Source organism: Mesorhizobium mediterraneum (assembly GCF_002284565.1).
In the GTDB taxonomy this organism is placed as follows: domain Bacteria; phylum Pseudomonadota; class Alphaproteobacteria; order Rhizobiales; family Rhizobiaceae; genus Mesorhizobium; species Mesorhizobium mediterraneum.
In genome coordinates, this window is the sequence record NZ_NPKI01000021.1 from 47,796 (window position 1) to 62,788 (window position 14,993).

At 58.3% G+C, this 14,993-nt stretch carries 12 protein-coding genes; 10 read left to right on the forward strand and 2 right to left on the reverse strand.

All coding sequences use genetic code 11. The features are described 5' to 3' along the window. Window positions 1-676: 676 nt before the first annotated feature. The 5 genes from CIT25_RS18950 to tdh all read left to right on the forward strand — a co-directional run bounded on the left by CIT25_RS18950 (window position 677) and on the right by tdh (window position 5,843). Window positions 677-1,021: a helix-turn-helix domain-containing protein gene (locus CIT25_RS18950; protein WP_084831489.1), complete on the forward strand. Its 345-nt coding sequence runs from the start codon at window positions 677-679 to the stop codon at window positions 1,019-1,021. Between the two features lie 37 nt (window positions 1,022-1,058). Next, window positions 1,059-2,396 carry a serine hydroxymethyltransferase gene (locus tag CIT25_RS18955; protein ID WP_095486060.1) on the forward strand — a complete coding sequence of 446 codons (1,338 nt, stop codon included), beginning with the start codon at window positions 1,059-1,061 and terminating at the stop codon, window positions 2,394-2,396. A 57-nt stretch (window positions 2,397-2,453) separates the two neighbouring features. Further along, window positions 2,454-3,629 (forward strand): methionine adenosyltransferase, encoded by a 1,176-nt coding sequence (metK, locus tag CIT25_RS18960; protein WP_063169265.1) that lies wholly within the window; start codon window positions 2,454-2,456, stop codon window positions 3,627-3,629. Window positions 3,630-3,729: 100 nt separating this feature from the next. Next, window positions 3,730-4,743: an adenosine kinase gene (locus tag CIT25_RS18965; RefSeq protein ID WP_095486081.1), complete on the forward strand. Its 1,014-nt coding sequence runs from the start codon at window positions 3,730-3,732 to the stop codon at window positions 4,741-4,743. 65 nt (window positions 4,744-4,808) lie between these two features. Continuing rightward, complete coding sequence (tdh, locus tag CIT25_RS18970; protein ID WP_095486061.1) at window positions 4,809-5,843, forward strand: L-threonine 3-dehydrogenase; 1,035 nt, start codon at window positions 4,809-4,811, stop codon at window positions 5,841-5,843. Window positions 5,844-6,925: 1,082 nt separating this feature from the next. Here the strand turns inward: tdh and CIT25_RS36340 are convergent. Continuing rightward, window positions 6,926-7,210 carry a hypothetical protein gene (locus tag CIT25_RS36340; protein WP_126105043.1) on the reverse strand — a complete coding sequence of 95 codons (285 nt, stop codon included), beginning with the start codon at window positions 7,208-7,210 and terminating at the stop codon, window positions 6,926-6,928. 321 nt (window positions 7,211-7,531) lie between these two features. Here CIT25_RS36340 and CIT25_RS18980 point away from each other — a divergent pair, with 321 nt between their 5' ends. The 4 genes from CIT25_RS18980 to CIT25_RS18995 all read left to right on the forward strand — a co-directional run bounded on the left by CIT25_RS18980 (window position 7,532) and on the right by CIT25_RS18995 (window position 12,239). Next, window positions 7,532-8,218, forward strand: coding sequence for a response regulator (locus tag CIT25_RS18980; RefSeq protein WP_095486062.1), 687 nt, complete (start codon window positions 7,532-7,534; stop codon window positions 8,216-8,218). A gap of 71 nt (window positions 8,219-8,289) precedes the next feature. Beyond that, window positions 8,290-9,711 (forward strand): type II and III secretion system protein family protein, encoded by a 1,422-nt coding sequence (locus tag CIT25_RS18985; RefSeq protein WP_245329905.1) that lies wholly within the window; start codon window positions 8,290-8,292, stop codon window positions 9,709-9,711. Window positions 9,712-9,720: 9 nt separating this feature from the next. Continuing rightward, window positions 9,721-10,284 carry a CpaD family pilus assembly lipoprotein gene (locus tag CIT25_RS18990; RefSeq protein WP_095486064.1) on the forward strand — a complete coding sequence of 188 codons (564 nt, stop codon included), beginning with the start codon at window positions 9,721-9,723 and terminating at the stop codon, window positions 10,282-10,284. An 83-nt stretch (window positions 10,285-10,367) separates the two neighbouring features. Then, entirely contained in the window at window positions 10,368-12,239 is a 1,872-nt protein-coding gene (locus CIT25_RS18995) for an acyltransferase family protein (RefSeq protein ID WP_095486065.1), read from the forward strand. Window positions 12,240-12,728: 489 nt separating this feature from the next. Here the strand turns inward: CIT25_RS18995 and CIT25_RS19000 are convergent, their stop codons facing one another. After that, window positions 12,729-13,868, reverse strand: coding sequence for a porin (locus CIT25_RS19000; protein ID WP_095486066.1), 1,140 nt, complete (start codon window positions 13,866-13,868; stop codon window positions 12,729-12,731). Window positions 13,869-14,550: 682 nt separating this feature from the next. On the opposite strand from CIT25_RS19000, the gene CIT25_RS19005 reads away from it, so the two are divergent. Then, window positions 14,551-14,907, forward strand: coding sequence for a hypothetical protein (locus tag CIT25_RS19005; RefSeq protein WP_091595902.1), 357 nt, complete (start codon window positions 14,551-14,553; stop codon window positions 14,905-14,907). Window positions 14,908-14,993: the final 86 nt, after the last annotated feature.

The window sequence follows — 14,993 nt, forward strand, 5'->3', positions numbered from 1 at the left end:
CAGTCGGCTGAAAACAGCGCTGATTTAAAACAGCATTATCCTGCACTGCACCCTCGATCCTTGCGCTCACCGATCGCTCGTCGACACGCACGCGGTCAAGTCGTTATCGGCGCTATGCCGATGGGCTTCGAGAGCAAGGTGGACGCTGAGCGGTGCGTCAGCCTCAGGGCGCGGCTGGCCAGCTTTGCGTCTCACGCTCTATGACGGCAACACCCGGCTGATCCACTTGGCCTGTTCGCGGGCTCCCGGCAGCGGCGCGGAAGCCACGGTCCGCCTTCCTCGGCTTCAGGCCAAAGACACCGCAGCATGCTCCAGAGCTATGTCTGCCGCCTTCGCCCCATCGTCGCTGGTCATGTGGAAAGGACAAGTAGGCTACGCACCCCATAATCCCGTCGGGCAGGATTCGGCAGTCGACGGCGAGACATTCGCCAAACCTCATTCTTGATTCTCAGCAACGTTAAAAAAAATTCACATAATGTTCGTGAGCGTAGTCTCCTGTCAGGTGGTACATTCGCCACAATATCTGGCGTCTTAGTCGTAGAAAGGACTGTGATCCATCTTCCATTAGCATCCATACCAGCGGATTTACAGCAAATGACGAGAGAGGTCTCATGCGGATTGATGGGGATAGAAGGGCTAGCGGCTTGCTGCATCCCGTCCGGGTTGATGCCAACCAATGTTGACACTGGTAAATCGCCTAAGGACGGCAGCGCATCTTGATCGTCTTCGAATCCTGGGCCTTTGCGCGCATGCGGATCTAACCGTCGGCGAGCTGGCCGATATTACCAGTCTGCCTCGCGAGCAGGTTCGACGCCACGTCCGGCGGCTGGTCAGAGCCAACTTTCTTTGCTGCAACGAACAACGTCCGCAGTCTTCGTACCATATGCAAGCAGGAGGCAAGGATGGCGGGCTGGCTCAATTGGTGGTCGATCTCCTGCCCCACGATGATGGCCACCATAAAAGAGACCTACAACGCCTAGAAGCAATACAAGACGCGCGGTTGAAGGGACCGCCTGCTTGATCGTGAAATAGATCAGTCCAAATGGAGCGCGACTACCATGGATAACTCCGCCGGCGGCGCCATCGCGCAGCCCGACACTTACGGGCGGCCTCACTTAGCCGCCGCCGACTCCCGCGTTCACGAACTGCTTCTAAGACAGGAGCGCCAGGAGCGGACAACTCTCAAACTGATCGCCTCTGAGAACTTTGCCTCCTCGGCGGTGTTGGAAGCCACCGGGTCGATTTTCACCAACAAGTATGCCGAGGGATACCCCGGTGCGCGCTACTACGCCGGAAACGAGATCGTCGATGAGCTTGAGACCCTCGCGATCGAGCGCCTGAAAGCGCTATTTGGCAGTGAACACGCCAACGTCCAGCCTTATTCAGGCTCGCCAGCCAACCAGGCTGTCTATCGCGCGCTTTTGAGCCCCCGTGACAAAGTCATGGGCTTGCCTTTACCCGAAGGCGGCCATCTGACTCACGGTTGGTCCGTCAATTTTTCCGGCAGCGATTATCAGCGCGTCCCGTACAGGCTGCACGAAAAGACACAGCAAATTGACTATGACCACTTGCGCGAGACCGCCAAGGGGGAACGCCCGAAGCTAATTTGGGTCGGCGGAACTGCTTATCCGCGTATTTTTGACTACGCGGCAATGGCCGAAATTGCTTCGGAGGTGAACTCGTATCTGGTGGCTGACATCGCCCACATCTGCGGCCTGGTTGTCGCAGGAGTGCATCCGAACCCCGTGTCCCATTGCGATGTGGTCACCAGCACCTCTCACAAGTCGATCCGCGGTCCCCGGGGTGGCTTCATTTTATCAAGGAATGAAGACCGTTATCAGCCCCTCCATCATCCGAAGAGCAAACACAATCTGGCCAAACGTATAGACCGCGCCGTGTTCCCTCTTCTGCAAGGCGGACCGCATATGAATACTATCGCCGCGCTTGCCGTCGCTTTGCAGGAAGCAGCGAACTCGTCCTTTCGTGTCTACGGTCAGCAGATCGTCCACAACGCCAAGGCTCTGGCCCAGGCGCTTCTGGAGCGAGGTTATGAACTCGTCACCGGGGGCACTGACAATCACATGCTGATCCTTGATCTTCGGGACCGGCCGCTGTCAGGCAAAGCCTATGCAGAGCGCTTATCGCGTGCAGGCATCATTGCGAATTTCAATATGGTCCCGGGCGACCGACGGCATCCGGCGCTGACAAGCGGCATCCGCTTAGGGACACCAGCGGTGACGTCCATGGGCATGCGCGAAACGGAGATGGTGCAGATCGCCGCTTTCATCGACTCGGTCTGCCGCCAGCCCGATGACCAGGAAGTTCATGCGAGCGTACGAAGAGACGTTGCCGACTTCTGCACTGCGTTCGATGTTCCCGGCATCACCGACCGATAAGCCACCCCAATCCAGAAACTCCTCACTAACTCCAGCACTTGAAGCGAGGGCATTTTTATGACCAGGCAGTTCGTGTTCTCTTCCGAATCCGTCGGCGCGGGACACCCCGATAAGATGGCAGACAACATCTCCGATGCCATTCTCGATGCGGTCCTGCGCACCGATCCGAAGGCGCGCGTCGCCTGTGAAGTGTTGGTGAAGACGGGGATGGTCGTTGTGGCTGGCGAGATCACCAGCCATGCACACATCGATTACAGCCAAGTCGCCCGCGATACGATACTCGATATTGGCTACGACGATGATGCGATTGGCTTTGATGGTCGACGTTGCGCCGTCGTTCTGGCCCTCACCGAGCAGTCGCCCGACATAAGCCAGGGCGTTGATGAAGGACGAGGGCAGGATCTCGGGCAAGGGGCAGGGGATCAGGGCATCATGTTTGGATTCGCATGCAACGAGACGGATACATTGATGCCCCTGCCGATCCAACTCGCTCACCATTTGACGAAAAGACAGGCCGAGGTCCGGAAAGCGGGACAGCTTGGCTGGCTGCGTCCGGACGTGAAATCTCAAGTGTCCGTACGCTACGAAGGGCTCCGCCCGGTGGCGCTGGATACCATAGTCCTGTCAACGCAGCATGACGAAGCGGTCTCACAAGCCACGGTCCGCGAAGGCGTCATTGAGGAGATCATAAAACCGGTCCTGCCGGCCCACCTGGATACTTCGGGGATCAGATTTCTGGTCAACCCAACAGGGCGGTTCGTGGTCGGTGGGCCTGCCGGCGACTGCGGCCTCACAGGACGGAAGATCATCGTCGATTCCTACGGTGGGACCGGGCGTCACGGCGGCGGTGCCTTTTCGGGCAAGGACCCATCCAAGGTTGACCGCTCGGCGGCCTATGCCGCCCGGTATGTCGCGAAGAACATCGTTGCCAGCGGCCTTGCGGAGGTCTGCGAGGTTCAGCTTGCCTACGCGATCGGCGTGGCCAGTCCGGTTTCTGTCATGGTCAATACCTTCGGAACCGCAAGGATCGAGGAAAAAAGGATCGAGCGCCTTGTTCTCGAGGTTTTCAATCTCCGACCGAAAGGCATCATCAAGATGCTTGATCTCTTACGGCCGATATACCGCAAGACGGCGACATACGGACACTTCGGGCGTGAAGAGCCTGAGTTCACTTGGGAGAAGACGGACAAAGCTGACGATTTGCTGCGTGAAGCCGGACCGGCAGCTGCGTGAGGGCGGCTGGATCAAGCGCATGCGGCAACCCATTTCAACTCGCGAGACCACGCCCGGCCGGCGTGGCAAGAAGCCGGCTCGGGTTATGGCGGAGATTTTGATGCCGGATTATGACGTGCTTTGCATCGGCAATGCCATTGTCGACATCATCGCCCAGTGCGACGAGGAATTCCTCGAGACGAACGGCATCATCAAGGGCGCGATGAACCTCATCGACACACAACGCGCCGAGTTGCTCTACAGCCGCATGGGCCCGGCGATCGAGGCCTCCGGCGGCAGCGCCGGCAACACGGCGGCCGGCGTCGCCAGCTTTGGCGGCCGCGCCGCCTTCTTCGGCAAGGTCTCCAACGATGCGCTGGGCGAAATCTACGCCCACGACATCCATGCGCAGGGCGTCGCCTTCGACACCACGTCGCTCAAGGGTGAGCCGCCGACGGCGCGCTCGATGATCTTCGTCACGCCCGACGGCGAGCGCTCGATGAACACCTATCTCGGCGCCTGCGTCGAGCTTGGCCCTGAGGATGTCGAAGCCGACAAGGCGTCTGGCGCCAAGGTCACCTATTTCGAAGGCTATCTGTGGGACCCGCCGCGCGCCAAGGAGGCAATCCGCCAGACGGCGAAGCTGGCGCACGCGGCAGGCCGCGAAGTGTCGATGACGCTATCGGATTCGTTCTGCGTCGACCGCTACCGCGACGAATTCCTCGACCTGATGCGCTCGGGCACGGTCGACATCGTCTTTGCCAACAGCCACGAGATCAAGTCGCTCTACCAGACATCGTCGTTCGACGAGGCGCTGGCCCAGATCCGCAAGGATTGCCGGATCGCCGCCGTGACACGCTCTGAAAAGGGCTCCGTCATCGTGCGCGGCGACGAGACCGTGGTGATCAAGGCGACCGCCATCAAGGAACTGGTCGACACGACGGGCGCCGGCGATCTCTATGCCGCCGGCTTCCTGCATGGCTACACGCAAGGCCGCGACCTGCAGACTTGCGGCGACCTTGGCTCACTGGCAGCCGGATTGGTGATCCAGCAGATCGGCCCCAGGCCCCGTCAGAATTTGCGCCGCGAGGCCGAGCAGGCGGGGCTGACCATTCCGGACGTTCAAACGAGTTAGTGGCCTACCTTCCCGTTGTGCAGGCTATCTCGCCAGAAGCGCAATCACGGAATAGGGAAATCCTGATGTCGAACATGATGAAGGCGCTTGTGAAGGCCAAGGCCGAACCGGGCATCTGGATGGAAGAGGTGCCGGTGCCGGAAATCGGCCCCAACGACGTGCTGATCAAGATCAAGAAGACGGCGATCTGCGGCACCGACGTGCACATCTACAATTGGGACCAGTGGGCGCAGAAGACCGTGCCGGTGCCGATGGTGACGGGCCATGAATTCGTCGGCACCGTTGCCGATTTCGGCGCAGCGGTCACCGAATACAAGGTCGGCCAGCGTGTATCGGGCGAAGGCCACATCGTCTGCGGCCATTGCCGCAACTGTCGCGCCGGGCGAGGGCATCTGTGCCGCAACACACTCGGCGTCGGCGTCAACCGTCCGGGCGCGTTCGGCGAGTATCTGGCGATCCCGCAGCACAATGTCGTGCCGATCCCCGACGATGTGCCCGATGAGATTGCCGCGATCTTCGATCCCTTGGGCAATGCCGTGCACACCGCATTGTCCTTCGATCTGGTCGGCGAGGACGTGCTGGTGACTGGCGCCGGGCCGATCGGCATCATGGGCGCGCTCGTCGCGCAATGCGTCGGTGCGCGCAAAGTGGTCATCACTGACATCAACCCGGTGCGGCTGGCGCTAGCCAAGAAACTCGGCGTCCAGCATGTCGTCGACGCCTCGAAGGAAAAGCTGCGCGACGTCATGCCGGTGCTCGGCATGACCGAGGGGTTCGACGTCGGGCTCGAAATGTCGGGCGCCGCCCCCGCTTTCCGCGACATGATCGACACCATGAACAATGGCGGCAAGATCGCCATTCTGGGCATCGCGCCGACCGGCTTCGAGATCGACTGGAACAAGGTCATCTTCAAGATGCTGCATCTCAAAGGCATCTACGGCCGCGAGATGTTCGAAACCTGGTACAAGATGATCGCGCTGGTGCAGGGTCCTCTCGACGTGTCGGGCCTGATCACACACCGCATCGGGGTCGATGACTACCTCGACGGTTTCGAGGCGATGAAGAGCGGCAATTCGGGGAAGGTGGTGATGGATTGGTAGGGATCGCCTTGGCCGCTCTTCAGGAAAAGCTGACGGGACAGCGCCCCTCTGGTCCGCCGGACATCTTCCAACGAGGGGAACATGGCTGGGTGGAGAGCTATGGCTCCGCTAGGTGCGCCCCCTAATCATGATACGGCGACGTATCGCGGCCCATCCGATAACGGTCGATGGTGGCAATTCGCCTCAGCCGATGACGGAAATCCGGTGAACGGATGCTCACAGGCCCCCACGCGATCGTCTATTTCCTAAGATCTGCGATTGAGGTCGAGGTGTTGCCGCCGTTTCAGCGGGTAAGATGCGTTAGACGACTTCCGGTACCTTTCCGGTCAGCGAATTAAGGAAGGCAACGAGCCGCATTGGACAGGTCGTGCCATTCCGGTTCGGGGGAAGTATGGCGCGGCTCAGCATGGCGACACGGTCGGAACTGAAGCGGCGATCGTGGAGCGTTATCGCGGCGTTGACAAGCGGCGCATTCTGAATGAGTTCGGGGCGGTAATCGGCTATTATCGCAAGCGCGCGCGATCCGTCTTATGAACCGTCGTGAGCAGAGGCCGTCTGCGGGCAAGAGCCGCAGCCGCTGTTACGGCAGCGATGTCCGCGAGGCGCTCATCGTGTTGTGGGAGGCTTCGGAGCGGCTGAGGTCCGCATCGTCGCTCGCGGCGGCCAGCGCCGCCGGGCAGGAATGAGTTCGAAAGTTCGCCGCTCGGTGCAAGCCCGCACCTTCGGCGATTGGAAAGATCCGCCGCCCGGCTTGGTTGAGCGCATTCGGGCACGTCTTGGTCGGGGAGCTTCGTGCAGACGATGGTGCTGACCGAAATTGCCACCGGCTGGACCGAATGCATTCCGGTCCGCACGCGCAACAGCGGCAATGTGATCATGGCGATCAAGCAGGCCCGCTCGCGGTTTCCCTGACCCTGTGCTGCTGTTTGCCGGCATCCGCCCGCACAGGAAGAGCTTGGAAAGCGGTCGATCGTCGTGGCCTGAATGCGGAAATCGAGGACGTTGGTCGTCGATCTCCAGCCTGAACGCGGTCGTTTCCTGGTGCCGCAAATCGGCTGTTGCATACACATCCCTGTCAGACGTCAGTTTTCCTCGCCCATTTTGGTGTCGAGACGCGAAGTGCTCTTTTGGACCAGCAAGGCTTTTTGGAAATCTGAGAGCGGCTTTCCGCGGGGCGCTCCATTTTTGAGCATCAAGCTACCACAGCCAATGACGCGCAGGTTCCACCAGACTCGCCAGCCTTGAAGGACAGCGAAAAAAGCAGAGCACGACAGACACAAGAATCCATCAGGACGCCGCAGTCGTTGAAGATGCGGCGCTGCATCCATACCGTGGATGCATTTGATCCAAATAATCGATTTGTTCAATCAGTTTCTCGAAAGCTAACCCTACCCTCTGTGGGAATCGGGCTCTGAGCCGCGACGCTGCCTTGCGAGCGTAGGGGCTGCACGTAGGAGAGATGATGCAACGAGAAATCGCACGCGGGTTGCTGGCGTCGTGGGTTCGCCGACCGGCGTATTTGAGCCCGCCAGTTGGTCCTCACCCGCGCCTATTGCCACCGAGCGACTTGCATGTCCCTCCGACTCGGACCAGTTCCGAGAGCTGCGACGAGTTGCGCGCCGTGTGCTCCGATCAGATGGCCGCCGGTGACGCGTTCGATGGGCCGTCCCTCTTCGATAGGAGATGAAATGCGAACGCTGCTCGTGGATCATCATGCGGATCTTGCGCGCGCCATGCGACTTGCGCTCGGGGATGGCGGCTTCGTCGTTGATGTCGTTGGTACTCTGGAACTGGCCTCGAGTGCATTTTCTTGCGCCAGCTATGAAATTCTCCTGCTGGAATTGGCTCTGCCAGATGGCGATGGCTTGGGTTGGCTGAGGCAGTTGAGGACCCACGGGCATTCAGTTCCTGCCGTCATTATGAGCAGCCTCAACGATCTCGATAAGCGAATTGCGATCTTCAACGGTGGTGCGGACGACTTTCTGCTCAAACCCGTCTCTACCGATGAGCTTATCGCCAGAATGAGAGCCATTCTGCGCCGGGCGACACAAATGACCGACCTGAGGCTCGTATTTGGCAATCTCAACTTCGATCCGGTCGCCCGACAGGTTTTCGTTGCTGGGCACCCAATGATGATCGCACGTCGCGAACTCTGTATTCTAGAGCATCTGCTTAACCGGGCAGGCCGCATCGTGCCCCGTGCGCAGTTGGAAGATCACCTCTATTCGTTCAACGACGACGTGTCTGCCAACGCGCTTGAAGTCGGAATCTATCGTTTACGTGGACATCTGACCAGATCAGGTGCAACGCCACGGATCAAGACCATCCGTGGCATTGGTTACATTCTAGAATTGACTGACGCGTCATCCGCATAGTTTGTCGAATCGAAAGAAGATCTATTTTGCTGATCCTTCAACATCCTTGCCCTGCGCTCAATTGGCGGGCGATCGCCATCAAGGTTCCTAGACCTGCAGTGCCCCGTTACCTGGGCCATCTCCTCTGTGCGCTTATTGTGACTTTCCCACTTGGTGTCGCGGCGCAAAACAAGCAGGACAAAGGCGCGCCGCGTGCGGCTTCGAATAGCATCAACGCCACGCTGACCCTTTCCTCTTCGCTCGGGGAGACCGTTCATCTGCCCGCGCCAGCCACGACCATCTTTGTTGCTGACCCCACGATCGCGGATTTTCAGGCACCATCGAGCAAAACAATCTTCGTCTTTGGCAAGAAATCGGGGCGGACCAGCCTATTCGCCTTGGATGGCAACGGCGAGCCTCTCGCCGAATTGCGTATCGTTGTCACGCAACCGATCGGGGATTTACGCGCCATGTTGCGGGAGCAGGTCGGCGACTATCCCATCCGCGTCAACTATACGCCGCGCGGCGCAATCCTTAGCGGGACAGCGCCCGACGCAGAGGTCGCCGACACCGCAAAAAGAGTCACTGAGCAATATCTGGGCGACGGAGCGCAAGTCGTCAACAACATCAAGGTCACTGGATCCCTGCAAGTTAACCTCAGCGTGCGCGTAGCCGAAGTCTCACGCAGCGCCATGAAGTCACTCGGCGTCAACCTGTCCGCCTTCGGTCAAATCGGCAATTTCAAAGTGGGCGTTCTAAGCGGAAGCGGTGCAAGCGCTGGGTCTGGTTCAACCCAGGGTGGCGGTACAGCAGAAATCGGATTCGACAACGGTGCCGTCAACGTCAGCGCGGTTCTCGACGCGCTCGCCAAGGAGCATATAGCTTCCGTCCTGGCTGAGCCGAACCTCACCGCCATGTCGGGTGAAAAAGCCAGCTTTCTCGCTGGCGGCGAATTTCCCATTCCTGTCCTGCAGGAAAACAGGCAGGTATCGGTTGAATTCCGTCACTTCGGCGTCAGTCTGGAATTTGTGCCGACAGTTCTCAGCAACAATCAAATCAACATTCACGTAACGCCCGAAGTCAGTGAACTGTCGACGCAAGGTGCCGTGCAAATCAACGGAATTTCCGTGCCGGCAGTTTCCACGCGCCGAGCCGATACGGTCGTCGAACTCGCCAGTGGGCAGAGCTTCGCAATCGGCGGTCTAATCAGGCGGAACGTCAACAATGATGTCAGGGCCTTTCCCTGGCTCGGAGAAATGCCGATCCTGGGACCGCTTTTTCGCTCGTCCTCGTTTCAAAAAGAGGAGTCAGAACTGGTCATTCTAGTTACGCCTTACATTGTAAGACCAGGCTCCAACCCAAACCAGATGAGCGCACCTACCGAGCGGGCGGCACCGGCTTTGAACGGAGGGGGCGCTCCGACGAATTCCGTGGCAAGTCCCCCGCGAGACCGCGCTGCTATCCGTGCGGGCGCGCCAAGCGCCCAGGGCGGTCTCGGCTTCATCATCGAATAGTGTCGTCCAATGATGTTGCGTTTTATAATCCTCTTTGTCGCTCTGGCACCAAGCGTAAGTGGCTGCACCAGCACTACGCCAGTTGATGTCGAACCATCGGCACCAATGCTTGTCCGAGAGGAGACCACCGTCCTGACGTTGCAAAGCCTGCGCGCTTCCGAACGGCAGCGTTTGCGTGTTTTCCTAGACAAGGCCAGTCGCGGCCGGTTCGATGCCCTCCACCTCCTGATCAGCGGTTCGCCCCAGCTCAGCGCACGGGTAGCCCATCAGGCCAGGCAGTTGGCAATCGAAGCAGACAACATTCAATTGCTCGATCAACACGACGCCGGCTCAGTGCGAATTGAGGCGATTGTCTATCACGCCCGTCCGCCGGTCTGTCCCTCATATGGTGCTTTACCCAATGAAGAATCCTTCAAACAGCCGCTTGGTTGTTCGACAGGATATAACCTGGCCGTGATGGTCAACGATCCGCGCGATCTGCTCGACAATCAGGCCGTCAAGTCCGGCGATGGCGATCGTGCTTCTATACCAGTTGCCACTTACAGAACATTCGGGACGGATAAAGGTGGCTAATACCGTCCCTTATCTTGGCAGCACTCCTACCGGGGATTGAAAGCTCCAATCTCGCCCTGATCTAAAATCAAAGGAACCGCTGGATGCAATATAGGCGCGATATCGAGGGCCTTAGGGCTGTTGCTGTACTTCCGGTCGTACTCTTTCATTTCGGAATTTCGGCGATCCCGGGTGGCTTTAGCGGGGTCGATATCTTCTTCGTCATCTCCGGCTACCTAATCAGCGGAAGCCTCTTGGATGACCTTGAACGCGGCCAATTTTCGATCGTCAACTTCTACTGGCGCCGTGCCCGGCGCATTCTGCCGGCTCTCGTCTTTGTGATGCTTCTCACCTGCATTGCGGCATTGTTCATTCTTCTGCCATCGGATCTGCGCGAATTCAGTCTTAGCATCATAGCTGCCTCGACTTTCTGGTCGAACGTTTTTTTCTGGAAAACGTCAAGTTACTTCTCGATCGATGCCGCGCTTCGACCACTGTTGCACACCTGGTCGCTTTCCGTAGAGGAGCAGTACTACATCTTCGCCCCAATCCTGATGTTCCTAATCTATCGCTACATCGGGAAGCGCTGGCTGACGACACTTCTTCCGATAATTCTCTGCAGCTTCGTAGTGGCGGTGATGGCGACATCGCTGGCGCCCACCGCCGGATTCTATCTGCTGCCGACCCGAATCTGGGAACTCATGTTGGGCGCCCTGCTCATGCTCAAACGCCCCCCGCCGTTGGGCAACCGATTCCTGATGGAGTCGGTGGGGTTGGCCGGATTTGGCCTTCTCGCCATCGGGTTCTTCGCGATTTCGGAGAGTGATCCGTTCCCAGGCTACAACGCCTTGTATCCATGCATCGGAACGGCCCTTCTGATCTATGTTGGCCAAAATTCCCCCTCGACGGTCGCCAGCCGCATGCTCGAAGTCCGGCCGCTGGTCTGGATTGGGCTCATCTCGTATTCGTTGTATCTTGTTCACTGGCCGCTCAATGCGTTCGCGCATTATCTTTCGTTCCAAAAACTCGATCCGTTGATGACCGGTGCGATGTTGGTGGCAAGCCTCGCATTGGCTGCATTCTCCTGGAAGTTTGTAGAGCAGCCGTTTCGACAGAAGAGGACCTTCACCGCCCCGGGGCCTATCTTCGCCTTTTCAGCGCTCGCGATCGTTGTTCTTTGTGCCGGCGGAGCGGCGGGGGCGCTCGGCAACGGCTTTCCGCAACGGTTTCCGGACTATGTCCAGCGGCGCATTTCCGTCGGGGACTGGAGGAATGGCATCTGTTTCAACGAGGGCACCAGCCGGATCGAAAGCTGGAATATGGAGGATTGCACGCGCACTCGCGGTTTTCCAACAACGGTTTTTTTGTGGGGCGACTCCTTCGCCGCGCACTATGTTTCCGGCCTGGGTGCTAACATAAATCGGTTGCAGGCGAACATCGTGGAATATACGTACGCCGGCTGCCCGCCGATACTCTCTTACTACTCTTACGCTCGTCTTGATTGTGTCCGGTTCAATCGCAAGGCCTTGGACATCATCTTGGAAGCGGACATCAAGACGGTTATCCTCAGCGGTAAATGGAGTGACTATGAGGTCAGAGGCTTCGACGGTCTTCAGCAAACAATCGATACGCTTCGTGCCCTGGGCGTGCGCGTGTTTGTCATCGGCCAGTCTCCGCAGTTCCCAACTGACGTCCGGAAAATTGCGTTCTTCGCCAAGCGCCAAAATCTGGACGATACGTCCTGGCCGATGGCGATGGACCCCGGCATCAACGAACGTGTGCGCTCATTTACCAAAGGCGCCACATTCATCGATCCGCTGAAATTCCTGTGCAGCGCAGGACGCTGCCCCTATTCCGACAGAGGAGAGTTTATGTATTTCGACTATGGTCATTTCTCTTCAGCCGGCGCCACACTGGCAATCTCGAAATACTGGCCGGCTTTTGGCAAAGACAATGCTCTTCCTAAGACGAAGTAGCGGGTCAGACGGCTGACAAGCACCAGTGCGGGTCCCTGTGATTGCTCCTGCTTCGGCAGCAGCCGCGACGATGGAGCTGTTCAGGTTTAAGGCCACCCGATAGCGACCTAGGATGGGTGCTGCCACGCGGATCGGACTAAGCGTGCATTATCACGTAAATGTTAAGAGAATGAATGGCGCCGCGAAGGGCAATTCCAGCCATCCACAGCGACAGGCGTGTCGCGGTCCCGACATAGCAGTGGCACTTACCTGACACGGCCTCACACTGCCCTCTAAACGGCCCCGAATTTGAACTGACCACCCCTGGCCGGTTCATTGGGCAGGTCAAGGGCTAGGCTGTATTACACAGGGCTCACCCCTTTCAGTCTCAAGTTGGTACGATGGGCCGTGGACGGTCGATGCAGACTTCAAGGATGGCGAAAGAAGCTCTCCATACGTGCGTTGTCGAGGCAAGTGCCTTTGCCAGAGATGCTCGCGGCTGGAGAGATTTCAAAATGAGCGTTGGAGGCGGAGAATGCCGCCGACGCTGTTCGGCTTGCTCGTGCCCTTGACGGTCGTAGGGTCGGCAGGGCCGACGCCAAAGTTGCCGTAGTGGTCGTAATCGACCTCGGCTGTGACCGTGAGGCCAGGAACGACCATATAGACGACGTTTGCAGCCACACCAGAGTCCTTGAGCTGATCACCCGAGACCTGAAGGTTGAACGAAGTTTTCTCGTCAAACTCGTAGGTGGCGCCCGCCCAGAAAGCCCACTGGCCGTTCCAGATTTTGTACGAGCCGCGCCCATGATTGGCGATTGCGCCGTTTGAGTCCTCGTTGAGACTGCCATTGGAACCGTAGCCGAACAGTCCAAACAGCGACAGCTGGTTTGTGACAGCGACGTCGACACGGATCTTGCCGGCCAAAGCTTCGTAGTTGCTGTCATAAGCCGCGACGCCGGTGATCGAGCCCCAGCCTTGCGTGTATTTCAAGCCGGCGACAACGTGCGGAATATAGCTGTCGATAGTACCGGCTGAGCCCGATCCTTGTTCGAGCGAAATCACGGTCGAAATGCCGTTGCCGGCGTCGAAGTAGGACTGAGCCACATTGGTGTCGAAGCCGGCCGACCGAACGAGCATACTATCGAGAACGTTGCCAGCGTAGCTTACAAACGTATCGAAGGCCGACCCGTCCTTGCCAACTCGCAGGCCCCCCAGCTCGACCCAGGCAGAAGCCAGTGCGAGGCCGCTGTTGAAATCATAGTTCTGAGGACTGTCACGCGAGTTAGCGCTATTGCCAAAATTCACGTGGGTTTCGGTATAGGTCGTCAACGCGCCGAGCTCGGTCTGCTGGCCGCTCCAAGTTTTGAACGTGAAGCGTGTGTTGTTTCGCCAAGTGCCTTGGTCCTCGCCAGTTCTCACATCCGAGGTTCTTGCGCTGTCATAGGATCGGACATCACCCAGGCCGATATCATAACGGACATAGCCGCCGATGCGCAGGCAGGTGTCGGTGTTGGGAATATAGAAATACCCCGAGCCGAGGACGTCGCAGATCTTGATGTACTCGGCCGGTTCCCGCTCGGCGCCAGCTGCTCGAACGACGGAGGCGGCGATCAGAGCAGTTAAGCCGAGAAGACGATTCTTGATGTACATGTCTAGATCTCCATGAAGGAATAAAAAGGATAGAGGCGTAAGAGAAAGCTTTACTCTAAATTTTGTGCGTGTTGTCTCCAATTTGTGGACGTAAAAGCGCTTGACATGGGAGGTTATCCAGCGTAGAAGCCACATGTACTTAGAATAGTGTTTTCTGCTAGGAGATTCATTATCGTTTATATGTGAAACACTCCGGTCAGACCGCTGCAGCCTCAGAATAGAGCAGCAAGCGACATGCCAACCTGAAGCGTAGATGCGGCCGACACCAAAATTGGGCCGACGCGCCTTCGTCTCGCTGGAATCACTTTTTTTGAGGGTCACTGCGAAAAGCAATGTGCGACACGGTTCGCCATGTTCGATATGTGACAGTCTCGTTTAACAGCGACGGCTTCCCGTCTGACCGCAACGGAGGCCGCTTCATGCGCTACCGAGAAGGATTACTGCGCGCGTGCGGTCCGCAAGGGCTGCGCCAGGAACAGAGGGCGTCCACGTCCGATGTGTCGCATGGTGGCCGAAGCACCTTTTCGCCGCTGTAAGTTCGCCGTGCAGGTACATTGCGCGGCCGATAGCGAGAAGGGATCGCACCCTGAAACGGTTGCCTACGGCTCGCCTCGAGTAATTGGCGATGAACAGCATTCTCGAGAACTTAGTCTCGACGGAAAGAGCAACGAAAGGAAGCCGCTTGGACGAGCACGATCCGAAGGAAGAACTGATCGAGACCATTTTCCGCAACGGCACAATCACTGCCGTGGGTATCCTGCTTGCCTTTTCGCTCGGCTTCCTCACTCATTGGGCGGCGAACCCCTTGCCATGGCAACTCTACGATCTGTTCGCCGTAGTGCCGATCCTGCTCGGCATCGCACTGCAGATGAGAGCGCTGTCCATGCTGCTCGACATGAGTTCCTTGCGCCGCCCCATCTACGAACGCGCCAATCGCATTTTCATGGTCGGCCTCATCCAGACCGCGTGTGGCGTCGGGATGGCGATCTTGGTCGATCTTTTCGGGATATCGGTAGGGGGCACGCTGCCCGGCGCTTGACGACAAGCCACACCGCCGCTCATCGCTCGAAGCGACGTCAAGCTGGGGAGCCTTGTGCACCCCCTAGCGGCGCCTTCCTTTCATCA

What these genes read in the sequence shown, in the direction of transcription:
- CIT25_RS18950 (WP_084831489.1), top strand. Translation starts at nt 677, where the DNA reads ATGTTGACACTGGTAAATCGCCTAAGGACGGCAGCGCATCTTGATCGT.
- CIT25_RS18955 (WP_095486060.1), top strand. Translation starts at nt 1,059, where the DNA reads ATGGATAACTCCGCCGGCGGCGCCATCGCGCAGCCCGACACTTACGGG.
- metK (WP_063169265.1), top strand. Translation starts at nt 2,454, where the DNA reads ATGACCAGGCAGTTCGTGTTCTCTTCCGAATCCGTCGGCGCGGGACAC.
- CIT25_RS18965 (WP_095486081.1), top strand. Translation starts at nt 3,730, where the DNA reads ATGCCGGATTATGACGTGCTTTGCATCGGCAATGCCATTGTCGACATC.
- tdh (WP_095486061.1), top strand. Translation starts at nt 4,809, where the DNA reads ATGTCGAACATGATGAAGGCGCTTGTGAAGGCCAAGGCCGAACCGGGC.
- CIT25_RS18980 (WP_095486062.1), top strand. Translation starts at nt 7,532, where the DNA reads ATGCGAACGCTGCTCGTGGATCATCATGCGGATCTTGCGCGCGCCATG.
- CIT25_RS18990 (WP_095486064.1), top strand. Translation starts at nt 9,721, where the DNA reads ATGATGTTGCGTTTTATAATCCTCTTTGTCGCTCTGGCACCAAGCGTA.
- CIT25_RS18995 (WP_095486065.1), top strand. Translation starts at nt 10,368, where the DNA reads ATGCAATATAGGCGCGATATCGAGGGCCTTAGGGCTGTTGCTGTACTT.
- CIT25_RS19000 (WP_095486066.1), bottom strand. Translation starts at nt 13,868, where the DNA reads ATGTACATCAAGAATCGTCTTCTCGGCTTAACTGCTCTGATCGCCGCC.